Origin of the sequence: Nocardia sp. NPDC005978 (assembly GCF_040614455.1) — a bacterium.
Taxonomy (GTDB): domain Bacteria; phylum Actinomycetota; class Actinomycetes; order Mycobacteriales; family Mycobacteriaceae; genus Nocardia.
This window is the reverse complement of sequence record NZ_JBEXUS010000139.1, coordinates 1-19,241: the sequence shown is the minus strand read 5'-3', so window position 1 is coordinate 19,241 and position 19,241 is coordinate 1. Positions and strand designations below refer to the sequence as shown.

The following is a 19,241-nucleotide window of genomic DNA, read 5'->3' as shown; positions in this document are numbered from 1 at the left end:
GGCCTTGCCGCCGGGCCGAGGGCGGGTTCGACTTGCCAGGTGCCAGGTGCCAGGTGCCAGGTGCCAGGTGCCAGGTGCCAGGTGCCAGGTGCCAGGCGGCTGGGCAACGCGCCCGCCCCGGCGGGCTAGCGGGATGACGGGAAGTCGGTCGGCGTGCTCGCGGGGGCGGGTGGATCGGCGGACCGACGGGGCGGCGGATGGCCGGTTCACTCGACGTGAACCGGCCTTTCGCGTTGGCGGTCCGAGTGGGGTTGTGGCAGTGAGCAGTTCCGTTGCTAGGCCGATTTCACCAGGACCGCGCGGGTGTAGAGCAGATCGAAGCCGCGGTTCTGGGCGTTCTGCTGGGATTTGGAGCCGGGCTGGGTCGTGATGACGGCGATGTCGCAGCCCGCGGCGGCGGCCATGGTGAGGCGGTTGGTGAGCAGGGTGGATTGCACGCCCTTGCGGCGGTGGGCGAGCAGCGTTGCCGCACCGGTCAATTGGGCTACGCCGTGCGACATGCGCAGGCTGGCCGCGCCCGCGAGCTGCCCGTTGTAGAGGGCGATGTAGCGCTGGACGCCCGCCGCGCCGGTGAGGTCGCGCATGGCCCGGGCGATGATCTCGCGCGGGAACTCCTCGTGCGAGGCGACGCCCTGGGTGTCGGGCTGGGCGAAGCCGTCGGCGACGACGTCGAGCCAGGTATCGAATTCGTCGTCCCCGCTCGGGCGGATGGCGATCTCGGGCGGGGTGACGGCGGCGGTTACGCCGCGCAGGTCGATGCCGAGGACGTTCTCGAATCCCAGCAGCCGGTATCCACGCGCGGTGAGGAACTCGCCGATGGCCGGGTCGGCGAGGTGGGCGAGCTCCACCTGTACCGGGGTGTCCCGCTCCGCGAATCGCTTTTCCAGCGCCTCGAACTCGTCCGCACTCGGAACGCCGTCGAAGCCCAGGCCCGCGACCTTGTTCAGCGGCGAGCCGGGTTCGGCGAAGGCCGCGACGCCGCCGGCCACCGGGACGAGGAAACCGCTGTCCGCGCCGAGCCTGTCCGCCGCGGCCGTCGCTCCGGCCGTGATCAGGTCCCGCTCCACCCCCTCGATGCGGGCGCCGAGCTCGACACTGCAGAACAGGGATCGCTGATCGTTGGGCATGGCTTCGAGCCTAGTTCGCGGCGGCAACCGAATTCGGCAGTTCGCGGCCACCGCACGCGGCTCCGGACCGCGCGGTCCGTATGGTCGGAGCGTGGCCCCCACTGCTTCCGCCGGCACCCCGTCCGGACCCGTCGTCGGGTTCGACCTGGATATGACGCTGATCGATTCCCGGCCCGGTATCGCCGCGGTCTGGGACGCGGTCGCCGCCGAGACGGGCGTGCACGTCGATTCCGCGCTGGCGGTCTCGCGGCTGGGCCCGCCGCTGGCGATCGAGGCCGCGGAGTGGTTCCCGAGCGAGCGGGTGCCGGGGGTGGTGGCCCGCTACCGCGAGCTGTACCCGGACCTGGCGATCACGGGCGCCGATCGCCTGCCGGGCGTGGTCGAGGCGCTGGCGGCGGTGCGGCGCGCCGGCGGCAGGACGCTCGTCATCACCGCCAAGAAGGAGTCCTTCGCGCGGCTGCACCTGGAACACCTCGGGCTCGGTGTCGACGAGGTGGTCGGCGACGTATGGGCCGAGGCGAAGGGCACCGCGCTGCGGGCGCACGGGGCGTCGATCTATGTCGGCGATCATCTGGGGGACGTGCGCGGGGCGAAGGCCGCCGCCGCGTTCTCGGTGGCCGTCACGACCGGGCCCTATTCGGCAGAGGAACTCTCCGCCGAGGGCGCGGACGTGGTGCTGACCGATCTCACCGAGTTCCCGGACTGGTTCGAGGCGCATCTGACGGCGTCGCGCTGATCTCGCGCCGACCGCGTCGCCGGGTGCTCGGCTCGGCGCATCGGCCGGTCCGGCCCGGGCGAAATCCTCCGGCCAGTACCGCTGCCATCCGGATCCGACCGCGGCGGGATCCGAGCCCGCGATTCGATCGGATGCCGTGTCCCTACGTCCCGGAATCTCTGCCGCGCAGCGCTGTTCGCGTGCGCTTTTGGCTTCACGGTGATTCGAACGCTGTCGGCGCGCGGGGCGTCTCATTAGCGTTGCGCGCACGGTCACGAGTATCAGCACAGATGAGCCCCGGCTCGCTGATCGGCAACCCTCGCGCAGCGGTGGGGTGCCCCGGGTGACGACCAGGTGGTGCCCGCCGGGCATCACAAGCGCGTTGTGGCCGGGCTGTTCCGGTGAGTTCAGAGGAATCAGATGAGTAAGCAGTGGTCCGGGTCGCGTCGACTCCGGGTAGTGGTGGGTATCGCGTCGGCGGCCCTGGTGGCCGGGCTGGTGTCCGCGTGCGGGGGGTCATCCGAGAGTGACAGCGGCACAGTGTACTTCGGTGTTTCCGGGCCGAAATCGGGTCCGTCGGCCGAGTACGGGCGGCTGTGGCAGCAGGGTTTCGATCTGGCGCTGGACGAGATCAACGCTGCGGGCGGGATCAACGGCAAGAAAGTCGAATTGAAGTGGGAGGATTCGCAATCCGACCCGAAGCAGACGGTGCCGATCGCCACGAAGTTCGTGGGTGACGAGTCGATCATCGCCGAGCTGGGCGACTTCTCGTCCCCGGCCTCGATCGCGGCGTCGCCGGTGTACAACCGCGGCAAGCTGGTGCAGTACGGGTTCACGAACTCCGCGGTGGACTTCACCAAGGCCGGCGACTACTCGTGGAGCCCCTCGATCACCCTGGACGTCTTCCAGGAGCGCAATGCGCAGTGGGTGTCCGCCAAGGCCAAGAAGGTCTCGGTCGTCTACCTTGAAACCGACTGGGGCAAGCAGGCTTTCAAGTTCTTCGAGCAGTCCGCCAAGGAGAAGGGCGTGGAGATCGTCTACTCCTCGCCGATCCTGCCGGACTCGCAGGACTTCCGGCCGGTGCTGATCAAGGGCCGCGATGCCAACCCGGAGGCGTTCGTGCACCTGGGCTACGGCCCGGACGGCGCGCTCATCGTCAAGCAGCTGCGCGACGTCGGGTACGGCGGCCAGTTCTTCGGCGGCCAGAACACCCCGCAGTTCATCTCGCTGGCGGGCGCCGCGGCCGAGGGTGACATCGTGAACGGCGTCTTCACCGCCGCGGACACCAACCCCAAGGTGGTGGACTTCGTGAAGAAGTTCCGCGCCAAGTTCAACGTCGATCCGGGCGACTTCAACGTGTACGCCTACGACGCGATCAACGTCCTGGTCAAGGCGGCCGAGCACGGCGGCGCGACCCGCGAGGGCGTCCTGAAGGGACTGCGCGAGGTCAAGGACTTCGACGGAATCGGCCTGGGCACTTTCGCTTTCGATCAGCAGACGCGCCGACCGAACGGGGTGAAGCCGATCGAGCTGATCCTGAAGAACGGCGCGTTCGTGCCGACCGGCAACAAGTAGCGACATGTTCGACACGCTCATAGCGGGTCTGGTCCACGGCAATGCGTACGCACTCATCGCCGTGGGCATCACCCTGATCTTCGGGGTCAGCAACGTCATCAATTTCGCGCACGGCGCCATCTTCGCCTTCGGGTCGGTGCTGGGCTGGTGGCTGATCGCCGAGCAGGGGCTGCCGCTCTGGCTCGCCCTGGCGATCGTGGTCGGCGGCACCGCGCTGCTCGGGGTGGCGATCGACGTGCTGGCGGTGCGGCCGCTGCGCCGCGCACCGGCCATCGCGGCGCTGCTGGCCACGGTGGCGGTCGGGTTGATCCTGGAGAACGTGGTGGCGCTGGTCTTCGGGCCGGACACCCGCCCGTTCCCCCAGGTGTTGCCCACCAACAACTTTCAGGTCGGCGGCATCCGGTTCGGCACCTCGGACGTGGTCATGTTCGCCATCACCGTCACGGTGATGGCCGGGCTCTGGAGCTTCCTGCGGTACAGCCGGTACGGGCTGGCCATTCGCGCCACCGCACAGGATCCCGACGCCGCCGCGCAGATGGGCATCGGAGTGGGGCGGATCCAGTCCCTGGCCTTCGCCATCGCCTCGGGGCTGGGCGGATTGGCGGGCATCTTCGTCGGGCTCTACAACTCCAACATCTCCCCGACCAGCGGCGGCGTCGTCGGCATGACCGGTTTCGTGGCCGCCACCATCGGCGGGCTCGGTTCGATTCCCGGTGCGGTGGTCGGCGGTTTCGTCCTCGGGCTGGTCGAGGCGTTCGGCATCTACACCTTCGGGGACGGGTACCGCGATCTGATCACCTTCGGGCTGCTGGTCGTGTTCCTGGTGCTGCGGCCGGGCGGTCTGCTCGCGCGCCCGCCCGCCATCGATTCGGAGCCGCTGACCGGCACCTTCCTGGGGTCGGGCCGGCAGTTGCGGGTGCGGTGGTGGCACGCGCTCATCGCGTTCGCCGTTGCGGGACTGGTGATTCCGGCCGTGTCCGACGACTACGGCATCTCGGTCGGCACCCAGATCCTGGCCTACGCGATCATCGCCGTGTCCATGACGCTGGTCGCGGGTTCGGCGGGGCAGCTCGCCATCGGGCAGGCCGGGCCGATCGCGATCGGCGCGTACACCTCGGCGGTCCTGACGGTCTCGCACGGCTGGTCGTTCCTGCCCGCGATCGTCGTCGCGGGGATTCTGGCCGCCGTGGTGTCCTCGGTGCTGGCCGCGCCGCTGTGGCGGCTCGGCGGGCACTACGTCGCCATCGCCACGCTCGGCATCGGCATCGTCACGGTCGCGCTGATCCGCAATTGGGAGCCGGTGACGCGGGGCAGCTACGGCATCTTCGGCATTCCGGCGCCGGAGATCTTCGGCTTCGAATTCACCACGCACACCGAGATTTTCCGGCTCGAACTGGTGGTGCTGGCCATCACGCTGGCGGTCATGCTCGCGGTGCAGCGGTCCCGGCTGGGCACCGCGATCCGGGCCATCGGCGCGGACGAGGTGGCGGCGCGGTCGGCCGGGGTGCCGGTGCGCGACTACAAGGCGCTGGCGTTCGCGATCGCCGCGTTCTTCTCCGGGATCGGCGGTGCGCTGCTGGCGCACCAGTACTCCTACATCGATCCGACCGTGTTCAACCTGCCGATGTCACTGCTGGTGGTGACCATCCTGGTGCTCGGCGGCACGGCGTCGCCGTACGGCGCGGTGCTGGGCGCGGTGGTGCTGATCGGGGTGCCCGAGGCGCTGCGGCTGGCTCCCGAACTGCGCATCGTGCTGTACGGCGTGGTGCTGCTGCTGGTCGTGCGGTTCCGGCCGCAGGGCATTCTGGTGAGGAGGGAACGTGCCGAAGTCACCGTCTGAGACCGCACCCGGCCCGCTCGGCGAACCTATGCCGGTCGAGCAGAGCGATTCGGCAGTGAGGCAGCATGATTCGACAGTCGAGCAGCCCGATTCAGCAGTCGTGGTGAGCGACCCGGTGGTCGGGCCGAGCGACCCGGTGATCGGGCCGGGCGACCCGGCGGGCGGGCCGAGCGAGCCGGTGGCTCGGCCCAGCGGGCCGGTGGCCGGGCCGCGAGACTCCGAGGCCCAGGCGGTGCTGTCGGTTCGGGGCCTGCGGCGGGCGTTCGGCGGCGTGCGTGCGGTGGACGGTCTGGACATCACGATCGCGCCGGGGGAGTTCGTGTCGATCATCGGGCCCAACGGCTCCGGTAAGTCGACCACGGTCAACCTCATCTCCGGGGTGCTGAAGCCCGACTCCGGAGAGATTCTGGTGCACGGCAAGCGCATTCGGCCCGGTAGGCCGGAGGCGGCCGCCGACGCGGGTATCGCGCGCACCTTCCAGAACGGGCGGGTGTTCGGCAACATGACGGTCCGCGAGAACGTGGACGTCGGGTTGCAGACCACCCTGCGCGCGTCCCGCCCGCTGCGGGCACTGGCGGGAATTCCGCTGCTGCGCTGGGTATCCCTGCTGGCGGAGCTCGGGGTGGCGCTCGTGCCGACCCCGGCCGCCCGGGCCGAACGCAGGGCGACCGCCGCGCGCATCGACGCCCAGCTGGCGCGCTTCGGCGAGCGGCTCACCCCGCGCGCCGACAACTCCGCCTTCACCCTGTCCTACGCCAATCGGCGGCGGACCGAGATCGCGCGCGCCCTGGCCCTCGAGCCGCGCCTGCTGCTGCTCGACGAGCCCGCGGCGGGTATGAACCAGACCGAGACCGCCGAAATCGGCAGGCAGCTGGCGGAATTGAAGGCGCGGGGCCAGACGGTGCTGCTGGTCGAGCACAAGATGGATCTGGTGCACGAGTTGTCCGACCGCGTGCTGGTGCTGGACGAGGGCAGGGTCATCGCCGAGGGAACGCCGGACGAGGTGCTCGAGGACCCCCGGGTGATCGAGGCGTATCTGGGCAGGAGACGGGGTGGCAGGCGTACGGTCGCGCCGGCCGAGAACCCTGTCGCGGACTCGGGCCCCGTCGCCGAGCCAGATCCCGTAGCCGACTCCGGTTCCACCGTCGACGCTGTGGCCGACGCCGACTCCCGAGCGTCCGGTTCCGATGTCACCGCCGACTCCGAGGCCGTCGCGGACCCCGAAGCCACTGTCGCCGAGCGGCAAGACGGTGCCGGGGGTGCGGACGAGCCCACGGCAACGGCCGGTTCGGAGAACCCGGGCGACGCAGACGTGAAAGGGAAGGTGTCCGCGGATGCCGGTCATTGATACCGCCGGTGCCGGGGCGGCGGTCGCCTCCGAGCTCGCCGGTGCGGCGCGCTTCGACGAAAGTGCTGCTCCCATACTGGAATTCGACAAGGTTGTCGTGCATTACGGCGCGTCCCGCGCGCTGAACGAGGTATCGCTGCGGGTTCGCCCCGGCGAGATCGTGTCGCTGCTGGGCGGCAACGCCTCGGGTAAGTCCACCACCATGAAGACCGCGCTCGGACTGCTGAAGCCGACCTCCGGCGCGGTGCGCATCGACGGGGTGGACGTGAGCAGGACGCCGCCGTCGGCGCGGATCGCCGCGGGGCTGGCGTCGGTGCCCGAGGCCCGGCGGGTGTTCCCGGCCATGACGGTGCAGGAGAACCTGTTCGTCGGCGGCTACATCCGCAAGGAACGGCGGTCGGTGCTGGCCGCGCGGGCCGCCGAACTCTTCGAGCACTTCCCGCGCCTGGCCGAGCGGCGCGCGCAGCGCGCGGGCACCCTGTCCGGCGGCGAACAGCAGATGCTGGCGTTCGCGCGTGCGCTCATGAGCAAGCCGCGGCTGATCTGCATGGACGAGCCCACCATGGGCCTGTCGCCGCTGTTCGTGGATCGGGTGCTGGACGAGATCGCCCGGCTGAACCGGGAACTGGGGCTGGCCATTCTCATCGTGGAACAGCAGGCCGAACTCGCCCTGAGCATCGCGCATTCCGCGAATGTGCTGCGCACCGGTGAGATCGTGTTGCACGGACCGGCCGCCGAACTCATCGACAATCCGGCCGTACGCGATGCCTATCTGGGAAAGGCGACGGTATGACACGACGGCTCGGCTTCTTCACCCGCCTGGTCCGCTCGGACCCGGACCAGGACGCGGCCACGGTGTACCGGCACGCCCTGGAACAGTTCGACGCGGCCGAACGACTCGGCTACGACACCGCCTGGGTCGCGCAGCACCACCTGGACCCGGACGAGGGCGGCCTGCCGTCGCCGTTCGTCTTCCTGGCCCACGCCGCGGCGCGAAACCCGAAGTTGCGCTTGGGAACCGCCATCGTCACCCTCGCGCTGGAGGATCCGCTCCGGGTCGCCGAGGACGCCGCGGTGCTGGACGTGCTCACCGGCGGCCGGCTCGAACTCGGGTTCGGGGCGGGCGGTTCCAAACACGCCTTCGACCTGTTCGAGCTGGGGTCGGCGGATCGGCAGCAGGTGTACGCGGACAAGCTCACCCGGGTAACCGCCGCCCTGACCGGGACGCCCCTGGTGGGCGGCCGCGGTCTCAATCCGCCCGCGCCGGAGTTGCGAAACCGGTTGTGGCAGGCGACCTTCTCGGCCTCGGGGGCGCGCCGGGCCGGGCTGGCCGGGGACGGCCTGCTGCTGTCCAAGGCGCAGCCGCGCGACGCCGCCACCGCGAACTCCGCGCTCTGGGAGATTCAGGAACCCCTGGTCAATGCCTACCTGGCGGCGTTGCCCGCCGGAGCGTCGCCTCGAATCGGCGCTTCCCGTGGCGTTTTCGTCGCCGACGACGGCGCCGCCGCGCGCACCCTGGCCGAACGCGGTGCGCAGCGATTCCTGGATCAGTTCCGTCGCAATCACGATGCCGATTTCGCGGGATCGGTCGAAGAGATTCTGCGCGACACGTACTTCGGCACGCCCGACGAGGTGGCGGTCCAATTGTCGGCCGACACCGCGCTGCGGCACGCCACCGACCTCATCGTGCAGGTGCACCCGGTCGATCCCGGCCACGAGGCCACCCTGCGCTCCATCGAACTCATTGCCACGAAGGTTGCCCCGCAACTGGGTTGGCGGGAAGGAAACACACAGTGACCGAGGTGAGCGACCGTGCCCCCGACGCGACAGCGTCCGTGGTGGGCACCGGAAAAGCAGGCGACGCACCGGCATACGCCGACGTGATCGACACCGTGCTGGGCGACCGCGCGGCCGGCGTGCGGGAACTGCGGCAGGCGCGCCCGCTGGTGGTCGAGCACACCCAGGGCGTGTTCGAAGCCCTGCTGGACGGTCCGGCCACCGCGGTCCTGGGCCGAGAGCGCGTCATAGCGGCGGCGGTGGCCGTCGCCGAATTGGCGGGCGCACCCGAATTGGCCGCGCACTACGCCGGACTCGGCACCGTGCCCGCGGCGGGCGACGCGGTGCTGGCCGCGATCCTGAAGCACGCGGCGCAGGTCAGCACCGCCCCCGCCACCGTGACCCGGGCGGATATCGACGCGCTGGGCGCGGCCGGACTCACCGCCGCCGACATCGTGACCGTGGCCCAGCTCATCGGCTACGTCCATTTCCAGGCCCGGCTGCTGGCCGGTCTCACCCTGATCGGAGCAGCACATGAGTGAGAACCCGGCCTCCGAGGTGCGCAGCGTCGACAGCGCCCGCCGCCCCGCGGGTTTCACCCAGGCACAACTGGACTGGGTGCCCTGGGTGGAACCCATAAAACTGGCCGAAGCCGATGAGCGCCAAGCCCCTTTGCTGGCGGGTGATCGGGGCGTCGGGCCGTATTTCCGGCTTTTGGCGCGCAATGTCAATGTGCTGGAGCATCGCAGCGGCAACGACAAGGAGATCTTTTACGGTCGCGCCGGGGTCGGCCGCGCCGAAAGGGAACTCGCGGCCACCGTCACCTCGCGGCACAACGGCTGTGAATATTGCGCCTCGGTGCATTCCCGATTCACCTCCGCGCTGTCCAAGCGCGAAGCGGACGTGCAGCGATTGCTGGACACCGGAAATGGCGTTCGCATCGATGAAAGATGGGACGCCATAATCGATTTCGTGGACGCGTTGGCGGCCAATCCGCCGCGGGCCGAGCGGTCGCACATCGACCGGCTGCGCGAGCTCGGTTTCACCGGCTCCGAGATCCACGATCTGGTGCTGTCCACGGCGTCGTTCTCGTGGGCGAACCGCCTCATGCTGACCCTGGGGGAGCCGGAGGTGCCCGCCGCCGGATGAGACCGGCCGGCACGAAACCGGTCCGATTTCGGGGTTGCGGGGAGATCGCGGCAACCGGAAGATGTGGTGGGTCCGGCGAGTCGCTCGGCGTGGCGTCTCGGATCGCGTTCCGGGGGTGAAACCGCAGGTAGGAAACGATCTAGATCTGTCTGGAATTTACCCTAGATTTTTCCTTCAAAAGCTTCCGCAGGCCGCCCGCGGCTGGGTAACGTCCCGGTGGCAAACAGTCAGTGACGGCACTGGCGACCTGGTTGAATCGGAGCACCCCCATGACCGACATCATTTCTGACATCCTCGCCCAGACCATCCTGAAGCTGCTCGCGACCGGCTCGGCGAGCGGTTCCGCCAAGTAGCCGTCCGAGTGCCACCTTTCGGCTATTGCGCGCAGGCCGAAGCAGAACCCGCGGGGCTCGATCCATGACCCATGGATCGAGCCCCGTGTCATGTCCGGGTCGAGTGGGTACTTTGCAGGAGATTCCAGGTGGGCGCCGGTGGCCCCGGCCGAGGTCGGCGGGGTGGCGCTAATAAATCTGAAAAAACTCCTTCAAAAGTATTCCGTCCAGTTCGTCCGCTCTGTATCGTGTTGAGTGGCAAACGATCAGTGACTTTCGGGCCAATGCGGCATCGGAACGTGAATCTCCCCCCGGATTCGCGTTCCGAACCTGGGACGGTTCCCCTGCCTATATCCGCCGTCCCCGGTGCGCTGTGGCGACCCGAGACACTGAGCCAACTTTCGGCTATCGCGCGGGATGTCGAAGGTGCAAACGAAGGGCCCGATCCATGACGAGGGGATCGGGCCCTTCGGTATTGTCTGGCGCAATGTCACAGGAAACGAACGCGGGAAGAATGTACGCCGGGCAGCCCGTAGAAGACCGGCAACGGCAGCGTCGTGCGCGTTTTCTGGAGTCGGGGCTGACGGTCTTCGCGCGAGACGGCTACGCGAACAGTTCGGTCGGCGCGATCTGCAAGGACGCCGGCCTCTCGTCGCGGCAGTTCTACGAGGAGTTCACCGGGCGCGAATCGTTGCTGCTCGAACTCTACGAGCAGATCGACCGGGAATCTCGGGAGGCCGTCGCGGCCACCATCGCCGAGCAGTCCGACGCCAACGCCATCGATATCATCGACGCCGCCGTGCGCGCCTATATCGAGTCGATCGGCCGGGATCCCCGCAAGGCGCGGGTCGCCCTGGTCGAGGTGGTCGGCGCGGGCCCCAAGGTCGAGAAATTCCGGCTGGAGCTGCGCCGGGCCTGGGGAGCGCTGCTGGCCAGTGCCGCCGAGGACGCCGCCATGCACGGGGAGATTCCGCCGGGGGACTACGAGATGCGCGTGCTCGCCATCATCGGCGCGGTCAATTACGTCGTGGACGCCTGGAGCGGCTCGGAGCCGCGCCCGCCGCTGGACGAGGTCATCAGCGTTCTGCGCCGCGTCATCATGGGCGCCGTCAGCGCCTGACCTACGAACCGCCGCCGGTCCCACCGGGTTTCGCATCCCGAACGGGCTGTGGCGGCCGCTGCCCCGGAAACGCCCGCGTGGCCTCTCCCGGCCCCACCCGGGCGTTTTCGGCGCGTCTGCGGACCGGTCAGGGCCCACCGCGGACGGCTGCCGGGCGGTCATGGTGTAAGCGGGTAGGTTCGGCGCATGGAGACGGTGCCCATTCAGATGCCGGACGGCTCGACCGTCTCGGTGTGGCTGCTGCCGGCGCAGGGTGCGCACCGGCATCCGATCACACCGGACGCGCCGCGTCCGGTGGTGGTGATCGCGCCCGGGCTCGGGGTGCCCGGTGAGTTCTACTCGCTGTTCGGTAAGCCGTTGGCGGCCCGGGGATTCGACGTGGCGCTGCTCGAATTGCGCGGCAACGGCGGCCGACCCCGGGGATCGCTGGGGCACCGGCCGCATCCGGGCGGCACCTACGGGTATCAGGAGTTGGTGGCGGTGGATTTTCCCGCCATGTTCCAGGTGGTGCGGCAGCGGTTCCCGGACAGCACCCCCTATCTGCTGGGGCACAGCATGGGCGGGCAACTGGGGGTCATGTACGCCTCGCGGATCCGGGGCAGGCTCGGCGGATTGATCCTGGTGGCCTCGGGCACGCCGTACCACCGCGGGGTGCGCGGGCTGTCCACGCCCGGCTTCCTGCTGAACAGCGCCGCGCTGGCGGTCGCCGGGAACTTCGCGGGGCTGTGGCCGGGCGACCGGATCAACGCGGGCGGGTTCGGGCCGCAGTCCAAGGTGCTCATCGCCGACCTGGCGCGCCTGGCCCGCACCGGTCGCTTCGAACCGGCCGGTGCGGACATCGATTACGAGGAGCGGATCTCCCGGCTGAAACTGCCGGTGCTGTCGGTGACCCTGGCCGGTGACGACATGACCCCGCCGAGTTCGGCGGCGCATCTGCTGGCGAAGCTGCCCAGGGCGGAGATCACCCGCTGGCACAACCCGGAACCACTGGGACACAACGGCTGGATCAGCGATCCCGAGAGCACCCTCGACTATGTCGAGAAGTGGTTGCGGGACCGCTGATCTCGCGCGTCAGACGTCGCGTTCGACGAGATTCCGGGTGAAGAACTCGTAGATGAGCGCGGCCTGGAAGGCGGACTGCTTGTTGTCCGCCGCGCCGCCGTGCCCGCCCTCCATGTTCTCGTGGTACCACACCGGATGGCCCTGGGATTCCAAGAGCGCGGCCATCTTTCGCGCGTGACCGGGGTGCACGCGGTCGTCGCGGGTGGAGGTGGTGAGCAGGATCGGCGGGTACGCGCCGTCCGGATCGGTGTTCTGGTACGGGGAGTACTTCGCGATGTACTCCCATTCCTCGGGCTTGTCCGGGTCGCCGTACTCGGCCACCCAGGACGCGCCCGCCAGCAGCAGGTGGTAGCGCTTCATGTCCAGCAGCGGCACCTGGCAGACGATGGCGCCGAACAGCTCCGGGTAGCGGGTGAGCATGACGCCCATCAGCAGTCCGCCGTTGCTGCCGCCGACCGCGCCCAGCTGCGCGTGGGTGGTGATGCCGCGCGCGACGAGGTCGCGGGCGATGGCCGAGAAATCTTCGTACACCTTGTAGCGGTTGGCCTTCTGCACCGAGGTGTGCCAGTCGGGGCCGTACTCGCCGCCGCCGCGGATGTTGGTCATGACCCACGCGCCGCCGCGTTCGAGCCAGCCCATACCGGAGGCGCCGCTGTAGGCGGGGGTTCGCGAGACCTCGAAACCGCCGTAGCCGGACATGACCGCGGGGCCGGGCGTGCCCAGATGATCGCGGTGCCGGATGACGAAGTACGGCACCTGCGTCCCGTCCGCGGAGGTGGCGAAGAACTGTTCGGTCACAACGCCTTCGGCGTCGAAGAACTCCGGTTCCCGCTTGAGCACCTCGGTGCGCCCGCCCACCGAACTCGACATGAGGGTGGTGGGACTGGTGAAACCACTGGTGGAGAGCATGAATTCGTCGCCGCCCTCCAGCGGGTCGAGATTCATGACGCTGGTGGTTGCCATCGGCGGGGCGTCGGCCAGCGGTTCGCGGGTCCAGCCCCCGGGGCCGGGGGTCAGCACCTGCAGCCTGGTCTGCACATCCTGCAGCGTGATGAGCAGCAGATGGTTCTCGGTCCAGCCGTAGCCGTGCAGCGCCGTGTGCGCGTCGGGTGCGAAGAGCACCTCGAAATCGCGTGCGCCGGACAGGAATCGCTCGAAGTCGATGGCCAGCAGCGCACCGGACGGGTGCAGGACTCCGCCGGCCTCCCACGGCGACTTCAGCTGCACCAGCAGCCAGTCCTTGTACCAGGATTCGGACGCGTCGGTGGGCAGCTCGAGCAGGCGCAGGGCGCCGCCGGCCTCCAGCAGGTAGACCTCCTCGTTGAAGAAGTCGGTGGCGCGGCCGATGAAATGCCGTTCGTAGCCCGGGGTCCGGTCGTATCCGGCCGAGACCGCGATGTCGGTGGCCGCGCCCTCGTAGACCGTCTCGGCGTCGGTCAGCGGGGTGCCGCGCCGCCAGCGCTTGGCGATGCGCGGGTAGCCGGAATCGGTGAGGGAGCCGGGGCCGAAATCCGTTCCGACATAGACGGTGTCGATGTCGATCCAGCGGATCTCGGATTTGGCCTCGGGCAGGTGGAAGCCGCCGTCCGCCGGATCCAGGAAGACCTTCGCGTCGACGTCGAATTCGCGGATCACCTTGGCGTCCGCGCCACCGCGCGAGAGGCTGATCAGCGCCCGCGACTGCTCCGGGCGCAGCACCGCCGCGCCGCCCCACACCCAGTTCTCGTCCTCTGCCTCGGCCAGGGCGTCGAGGTCGATCAGGACCTCCCAGTCCGGGTCGTCCCGGGTGTATTCGGCGAAACTGGTGCGCCGCCACAGACCCTTGGGGTGTTCGGCGTCACGCCAGAAGTTGTAGAGCCACCGGCCACGCCGGCCGGGATAGGCGATGCGGGTATCGGTGTCGAGCATGGCCAGAATGCGGGCCTGCAGGTCGGTGAACCGGTCCGACGACGCGAACCGGTCCATCACCACCTCGTTGTGTGCGCGCGCCCAATCCAGCGCGCGCTCACCGGTTACCTCTTCCAGCCACAGGTACGGATCCGTCACGGTCTCTCCAACACCGGTCATGCCCATATTGTTGCCGACATGGTGCCGGAGGTGGGGACTGTGCCGCCGCCCGCCCATTCGCACCGCTCAGCCGAGCCGGACGAGCATCTTCCCGGTGTTCGCTCCGGCCAGCACCCCGAGGAAAGCGGCGGGGGCCTGCTCCAGACCCTCGTACACCGTCTCGCGGGTGCGCAGGGCGCCCTCGGCCAGCCAGCCCGCGGCCTTGCCGATGTACTCGCCGAACAGCGGGAAATAGCTGCTGACCAGCATGCCGCGCAGGGTGATCTCCTTCGTGGCGGCCAGGTAGAGATCGGGCACGGCAGCCGCCTGACCGCCGTTGTACCCGCTGATCGCGCCGACCAGCGCGATGCGCCCGCCCCGGCGCATGGCCTCGATGGCGACCTTCAGGTGCTCGCCACCCACGCTGTCGAGGTAGACGTCGATGCCCTCGGGTGCGGCAGCGGCCAGCTGCCCCGCCAGATCCCCGGCCCGGTAGTCGATCGCGGCGTCGAACCCGAATTCCTCGCGCAGCAGCGCGGTCTTGACCGGCCCGCCCGCCGAGCCGATCACCCGCCCCGCGCCCAGCGCCCGGGCGATCTGCCCGGCCACGCTGCCCACCGCACCCGCGGCGGCGGAGATGAAGACGGTGTCGCCGGGGCGGATCGGGGCCACGTCGGTGAGCGCGGCGTAGGCGGTCAGGCCGGTGGTGCCCAGCGCGCCCAGGAAGTGGTGGGCGGCGGCGACGGTGGTGTCGATCGGGGTGGCGTGTTCGGCGTCCACCACCGCGACCTCGCGCCAGCCCGCGAAGTGCGAGACGGTCGTGCCGACCGGGATTGCCGCCGAACGGGATTCGATGACCTCGCCGACCGCCGAACCCTCGAGCGCCGCGCCCAGCTCGAACGGCGGGATGTAGGACTCCTTGTCATCCATGCGGCCCCGCATGTACGGGTCCACCGACATCCAGGTGTTGCGCACCAGGATCTGCCCCGCGGCGAGCTCGGGCACCGGGCGCTCCACGAGCGCGAAGTTCGCGGCCGTCGGCACGCCGTCCGGGCGCGTGGCGAGCTGGATCTCACGGGCGGAACGAGTCTGAGAGGTCATGTCGCACTTACCTTTTCGCCATCCGAGGCGGCCTGTCCGCTTCGTTGTGGATAACGTTATGGCGGTGCGGGACCCCGTCCCAGGTCCCGCGGTGTCACCGACCGGTCCGCACGTGCCAGGTGTTCGGGACGGCGAACGGCCACCGGGCCGTGACTTCCGCCGGAACCGGCTCGGACTCGCGTGCCTCGGCCGTGAACTTCCCGGTGGGACGGGGAATCCGTTTGGCACAGGGGTTTCCGGTCGGCGCAGCATCGCTGTCCTGTGCCGATCGCCCGCGGCAGCTGTCCGGGCAGCCGGAGTGGGCGTGCTGGGCGGGGTCAGTGGGCGGTGCGGGCGGCGGAGGGCGAGGCGCCGGTCCAGCGGTGGAAGGCTTTGCGGAAAGCGCGGTCGTCGGTGAACCCGAGGCGGGTGGCGATGGCGGCGGTGGTCAGATTGCCCTGTGCCAGTAGGGATTCGGCCTGCTCGTGCCGGGCGCGGTCGACCTCCTGCCGCCAGGTGGTGCCGTGATCGGAGAGCTGGCGTTGCAGGGTGCGGCGGCCGAGCAGGAGGCGGTGGGCGACGGTGTCGAGGGTCAGGTCGGCCTCGGCCAGGGCCGCTGTCAGGGCGGTGCGGAAGGCGTCGAGGGGGTCGGCGACGGCCTTCGAGCTGTTCAGCACCAGATCGGCGTGACTGCGCAGCAGTGCGGCCAGGGTCGGGTCGGCGCGCAGCAGCGGGGCGTGCGCGTCCGCGGCGGCGAAGGTGATCGAGTCGGCGTCGGCCCCGAATTCGATGTTCTCCGTGCCGAAGGCGGTGATCAGCTCCGCGTGCCGGGCGGGGGCGGCGTCGGCGAAGGTGACGCGGGTGGGGCGGACGTCACGGCCGGTGGCCTCGCGGGCGCGGCGCAGGTAGTAGGCCAGGACGTATTCGTTGACCACCGAGACCACGGCGGGATCGCCCGCGGTGGTGCGGAATCCGACGGTGAGGTCGCCGTCGGCGTGCAGGTCGAAACCTTCCTCGGCCGCGGTGACCAGGCGGTGATAGGGCTGGGCCCCCCGCAGCGACTCGGTGAGCGTCGGGCCGGTGGTGACCAGGTAGTCCCAGGTGCTCAGGGTGCCCAGCGGCGCGGCCTCGACCACCGCGAGGCCCGCGCCCGTGCCGCCCCCGCTGTGGGAGACCAACTCCCACAGGCGAATCAGCGACCCGATGGGGATGCGGTTCAGTTCTCCGGACAGGGTGGCGTCGTCGGTGCCGGCGATCGCGGCGAGCTGTCCCGGGTCGGCCCCGGCGCGCAGCGCCGAATCGCGCACGAGCCGAATCAGCTGGGTGGAGACCGTGCCGTTGATCGCTGCCCCGGGTTCCACGCGTCCCACCCTAGTGACACGCGGCCGAGCGCGTTCGACCACGGAGTGTGAGCGGGGGCTCCGTCGTCGTGGCGGTCAGTAGGATTGCTGGTTCGATGCCGTCCGAGCGAGGAGGTTCCGCGGTGCCCGAGAAGTCCGCGCCCAGGCTCTGGGAGCAGCACTGCTGCCTGCCGCTGCTGCCGAGCGCGGATATCACCGAGCTGGCCAGGTATCCGCTCGGCTCGTACCTCTCGGTCAACGTCGGCTACTCGCTGCACAGCACCGCGGACTCGCTCGCCCTGCTGCGCCGGTTCCGCCGGGAAGCCTTGGCGGACGGCCGCTTTCACCTCGTGGAGAGCTTCGGGGACGCCTGGCCGGCCACGCCCCGCGACACCCTGGCCCTCGCCTTCGACCTCGAGGACTCCGCCCCGCTCGGCGGTGACCTCGACAACGTCAAGGTCTTCTACGACCTGGGCGTGCGATCGCTGCTGCCCGCCTACAACTTCGCCAACACCGCGGGCGGCGGCTGCCTCGACGCCTCGGACACCGGTCTCACCGCCTACGGGCGCGACCTGATCCGCACGCTGAACGAGGTCGGCATGTTCGCCGACGGCTCGCACTGCGCCGCGCGCACCGGCCTGGACATCGCCGCCGTCACCACCGCGCCGATGATCTACAGCCACTCCAATTTCGCGGGCGTCTGGGCGCATCCGCGCAATATCACCGACGATCAGGCCCGCGCCTGCGCCGCGACCGGCGGCGTCATCGGCATCAACGGCGTCGGCATCTTCCTCGGCCACAACGGCCCGGACGAGCGCGCCGCACGCGTCGCGGCCATGGCCGACCACATCGTGTACGGCGTGGAGCTGCTCGGCATCGACCACATCGGGATCAGCTCGGACTTCTCCTTCGACGGTGACCAGTTCAATCAGGAGATCGCCGACAATCCCGAGAGTTTCTCCGCGGAGTTCACCCGCTGGGGTCCCATTCAGTGGACGCCGCCCGAGGATCTGCTGGGGCGTTCGGAGGTTCCCGGCCTGGACGAGATCCTCGCCGGGCGCGGCTTCTCCGAGACCGAGCGCGCCGCGCTGTTCGGCGGCAATTTCGCACGTGTAGCGGCACGGGTCTGGCGTTAGCTACCCGCGTGCCGGTGTGATCAGCGGCTTCGAAACCGGACAACCCGCGCAGCCCGAACCTCGGCGGCGGGATCTCACCGAGGCGGGGAGTGGCTGAGTGCGATTCGCCCGCCGGGGTTAGGCTCGGGGGCGTGACTTCCCACTACGATGTCGTCGTTCTCGGTGCTGGTCCCGGCGGTTACGTCGCCGCGATTCGTGCCGCTCAACTCGGCCTGCGAACAGCGATCGTCGAGCAGAAATACTGGGGTGGCGTGTGCCTGAACGTGGGCTGCATTCCGTCCAAGGCCCTGCTTCGAAACGCGGAGCTGGCCCATATCTTCCATAAAGAAGCCAAGACCTTCGGTATCTCCGGTGAGGCGAGCTTCGACTTCGGGGCCGCGTTCGATCGCAGCCGCAAGGTGGCGGACGGCCGCGTCAAGGGCGTCCACTTCCTGATGAAGAAGAACAAGATCGACGAGTTCGACGGTGCGGGCACCTTCGTCGACGCCAAGACGATCTCCGTCGCGCTCACCAAGGGCGGCACCGAGACCCTCACGTTCGACAACGTGATCATCGCGACCGGCACCACCACCAAGCTGCTGCCGGGCACCGAGCTGTCGGCCAACGTCGTGACCTACGAGGAGCAGATCCTCACCCGCGACCTGCCGGGCTCGATCCTGATCGTCGGCGCGGGCGCCATCGGCATGGAATTCGCGTACGTGCTCAAGAACTACGGCGTGGACGTTCGCATCGTCGAATTCCTGGACCGCGCACTGCCGAACGAGGACGCCGACGTCTCCAAGGAGATCACCAAGGCGTACAAGAAGCTCGGTGTCACCATCACCACCGGTGCGGCCGTGCAGTCCATCGACGACGACGGTTCCAAGGTCACCGTCGCCATCAAGGACAACAAGTCCGGCAACGTCGAGACCGTCACCGTGGACAAGGTGCTGCAGGCCGTCGGCTTCGCGCCGCGCGTGCAGGGCTACGGCCTCGAGAACACCGGTGTGCAGCTGACCGATCGCGGCGCCATCGCCATCGACGATTACATGCGTACCAACGTGCCCGGCATCTACGCCATCGGTGACGTCACCGCCAAGCTGCAGCTCGCGCACGTCGCGGAGGCGCAGGGCGTGGTGGCCGCGGAGACCATCGGCGGCGCCGAGACCATGGCGCTGGGCGACTACCGGATGATGCCGCGCGCCACCTTCTGCCAGCCGCAGGTCGCCAGCTTCGGTCTCACCGAGCAGCAGGCCAAGGACGAGGGCTACGACGTGAAGGTCGCGACCTTCCCGTTCACCGCCAACGGCAAGGCGCACGGCCTCGGCGACGCCCAGGGCTTCGTCAAGCTCATCGCCGACACCAAGCACGGCGAACTGCTCGGCGGCCACCTCATCGGCCCCGACGTCTCCGAGCTGCTGCCCGAGCTGACCCTGGCCCAGAAGTGGGACCTGACCGTCAACGAGCTCGCGCGCAACGTGCACACCCACCCGACCCTGAGCGAGGCGCTCCAGGAGGCGATCCACGGCCTCGCGGGCCACATGATCAACTTCTGATCGGGGCCTGCCCGGCCGAGAGCGTGAAAAAGGCCCGGCCGCAGTCGAATCGACTGCGGC

General features: G+C 69.4%; 17 protein-coding genes and 1 riboswitch. Of the genes, 13 read left to right on the top strand and 4 right to left on the bottom strand.

Features of this window, described 5'->3' with window-relative positions; all coding sequences use genetic code 11:
• Positions 1-275 precede the first annotated feature (275 nt).
• Positions 276-1,106 carry a GNAT family N-acetyltransferase gene (locus ABZ319_RS36125; protein WP_354991069.1) on the bottom strand — a complete coding sequence of 277 codons (831 nt, stop codon included), beginning with the start codon at positions 1,104-1,106 and terminating at the stop codon, positions 276-278.
• 112 nt (positions 1,107-1,218) lie between these two features.
• Between ABZ319_RS36125 and ABZ319_RS36120 the strand changes: the two genes are divergently transcribed.
• The 11 genes from ABZ319_RS36120 to ABZ319_RS36070 all read left to right on the top strand — a co-directional run bounded on the left by ABZ319_RS36120 (position 1,219) and on the right by ABZ319_RS36070 (position 12,044).
• Entirely contained in the window at positions 1,219-1,863 is a 645-nt protein-coding gene (locus ABZ319_RS36120; protein ID WP_354991068.1) for a haloacid dehalogenase-like hydrolase, read from the top strand.
• Positions 1,864-2,112: 249 nt separating this feature from the next.
• Positions 2,113-2,228: riboswitch (SAM riboswitch) on the top strand.
• Positions 2,229-2,262: 34 nt separating this feature from the next.
• Complete coding sequence (locus ABZ319_RS36115; RefSeq protein ID WP_354991067.1) at positions 2,263-3,417, top strand: ABC transporter substrate-binding protein; 1,155 nt, start codon at positions 2,263-2,265, stop codon at positions 3,415-3,417.
• Between the two features lie 4 nt (positions 3,418-3,421).
• Complete coding sequence (locus ABZ319_RS36110; RefSeq protein ID WP_354991066.1) at positions 3,422-5,257, top strand: ABC transporter permease; 1,836 nt, start codon at positions 3,422-3,424, stop codon at positions 5,255-5,257.
• A gap of 103 nt (positions 5,258-5,360) precedes the next feature.
• Entirely contained in the window at positions 5,361-6,605 is a 1,245-nt protein-coding gene (locus tag ABZ319_RS36105; RefSeq protein ID WP_354991065.1) for an ATP-binding cassette domain-containing protein, read from the top strand.
• Complete coding sequence (locus ABZ319_RS36100) at positions 6,592-7,398, top strand: ABC transporter ATP-binding protein (protein ID WP_354991064.1); 807 nt, start codon at positions 6,592-6,594, stop codon at positions 7,396-7,398. The genes ABZ319_RS36105 and ABZ319_RS36100 overlap by 14 nt, the downstream gene beginning before the upstream one ends.
• Positions 7,395-8,402 carry a putative FMN-dependent luciferase-like monooxygenase gene (locus ABZ319_RS36095; protein WP_354991063.1) on the top strand — a complete coding sequence of 336 codons (1,008 nt, stop codon included), beginning with the start codon at positions 7,395-7,397 and terminating at the stop codon, positions 8,400-8,402. Before ABZ319_RS36100 ends, ABZ319_RS36095 begins: the two co-directional genes overlap by 4 nt.
• Positions 8,399-8,923 carry a hypothetical protein gene (locus ABZ319_RS36090; RefSeq protein WP_354991062.1) on the top strand — a complete coding sequence of 175 codons (525 nt, stop codon included), beginning with the start codon at positions 8,399-8,401 and terminating at the stop codon, positions 8,921-8,923. Before ABZ319_RS36095 ends, ABZ319_RS36090 begins: the two co-directional genes overlap by 4 nt.
• Positions 8,916-9,530, top strand: a complete 615-nt coding sequence (locus tag ABZ319_RS36085) for a peroxidase-related enzyme (protein ID WP_354991061.1) — start codon at positions 8,916-8,918, stop codon at positions 9,528-9,530. The genes ABZ319_RS36090 and ABZ319_RS36085 overlap by 8 nt, the downstream gene beginning before the upstream one ends.
• Positions 9,531-9,760: 230 nt before the next feature.
• Entirely contained in the window at positions 9,761-9,883 is a 123-nt protein-coding gene (locus ABZ319_RS36080; RefSeq protein WP_354991060.1) for a hypothetical protein, read from the top strand.
• 466 nt (positions 9,884-10,349) lie between these two features.
• The gene (locus ABZ319_RS36075; protein ID WP_354991059.1) at positions 10,350-10,982 is read left to right on the top strand and encodes a TetR/AcrR family transcriptional regulator; all 633 of its coding nucleotides are present in this window, start codon (positions 10,350-10,352) and stop codon (positions 10,980-10,982) included.
• Between the two features lie 186 nt (positions 10,983-11,168).
• A complete protein-coding gene (locus tag ABZ319_RS36070; protein ID WP_354991058.1) occupies positions 11,169-12,044 on the top strand; it encodes an alpha/beta fold hydrolase in 876 nt (291 codons plus the stop codon).
• A 9-nt stretch (positions 12,045-12,053) separates the two neighbouring features.
• Here the strand turns inward: ABZ319_RS36070 and ABZ319_RS36065 are convergent, their stop codons facing one another.
• From ABZ319_RS36065 to ABZ319_RS36055, 3 genes are all read right to left on the bottom strand, one after another.
• On the bottom strand, positions 12,054-14,111 hold the full coding sequence (locus ABZ319_RS36065; RefSeq protein WP_354991057.1) for a prolyl oligopeptidase family serine peptidase: 2,058 nt from the start codon (positions 14,109-14,111) through the stop codon (positions 12,054-12,056).
• Positions 14,112-14,177: 66 nt separating this feature from the next.
• Positions 14,178-15,191 (bottom strand): NADP-dependent oxidoreductase, encoded by a 1,014-nt coding sequence (locus ABZ319_RS36060; protein WP_354991056.1) that lies wholly within the window; start codon positions 15,189-15,191, stop codon positions 14,178-14,180.
• 317 nt (positions 15,192-15,508) lie between these two features.
• Complete coding sequence (locus tag ABZ319_RS36055; RefSeq protein WP_354991055.1) at positions 15,509-16,531, bottom strand: AraC family transcriptional regulator ligand-binding domain-containing protein; 1,023 nt, start codon at positions 16,529-16,531, stop codon at positions 15,509-15,511.
• 122 nt (positions 16,532-16,653) lie between these two features.
• Here ABZ319_RS36055 and ABZ319_RS36050 point away from each other — a divergent pair, with 122 nt between their 5' ends.
• Together ABZ319_RS36050 and lpdA are read left to right on the top strand one after the other, a co-directional pair.
• Positions 16,654-17,646, top strand: coding sequence for a membrane dipeptidase (locus ABZ319_RS36050; protein WP_354991054.1), 993 nt, complete (start codon positions 16,654-16,656; stop codon positions 17,644-17,646).
• 131 nt (positions 17,647-17,777) lie between these two features.
• Positions 17,778-19,181 (top strand): dihydrolipoyl dehydrogenase, encoded by a 1,404-nt coding sequence (gene lpdA, locus ABZ319_RS36045; RefSeq protein ID WP_354991053.1) that lies wholly within the window; start codon positions 17,778-17,780, stop codon positions 19,179-19,181.
• Positions 19,182-19,241: the final 60 nt, after the last annotated feature.

Coding starts and splice junctions, on each gene's coding strand:
- ABZ319_RS36110 (WP_354991066.1), top strand. CDS start 3,422: ATGTTCGACACGCTCATAGCGGGTCTGGTCCACGGCAATGCGTACGCA.
- ABZ319_RS36065 (WP_354991057.1), bottom strand. CDS start 14,111: ATGACCGGTGTTGGAGAGACCGTGACGGATCCGTACCTGTGGCTGGAA.
- ABZ319_RS36095 (WP_354991063.1), top strand. CDS start 7,395: ATGACACGACGGCTCGGCTTCTTCACCCGCCTGGTCCGCTCGGACCCG.
- ABZ319_RS36075 (WP_354991059.1), top strand. CDS start 10,350: ATGTCACAGGAAACGAACGCGGGAAGAATGTACGCCGGGCAGCCCGTA.
- ABZ319_RS36115 (WP_354991067.1), top strand. CDS start 2,263: ATGAGTAAGCAGTGGTCCGGGTCGCGTCGACTCCGGGTAGTGGTGGGT.
- ABZ319_RS36100 (WP_354991064.1), top strand. CDS start 6,592: ATGCCGGTCATTGATACCGCCGGTGCCGGGGCGGCGGTCGCCTCCGAG.
- ABZ319_RS36060 (WP_354991056.1), bottom strand. CDS start 15,191: ATGACCTCTCAGACTCGTTCCGCCCGTGAGATCCAGCTCGCCACGCGC.
- ABZ319_RS36070 (WP_354991058.1), top strand. CDS start 11,169: ATGGAGACGGTGCCCATTCAGATGCCGGACGGCTCGACCGTCTCGGTG.
- ABZ319_RS36085 (WP_354991061.1), top strand. CDS start 8,916: ATGAGTGAGAACCCGGCCTCCGAGGTGCGCAGCGTCGACAGCGCCCGC.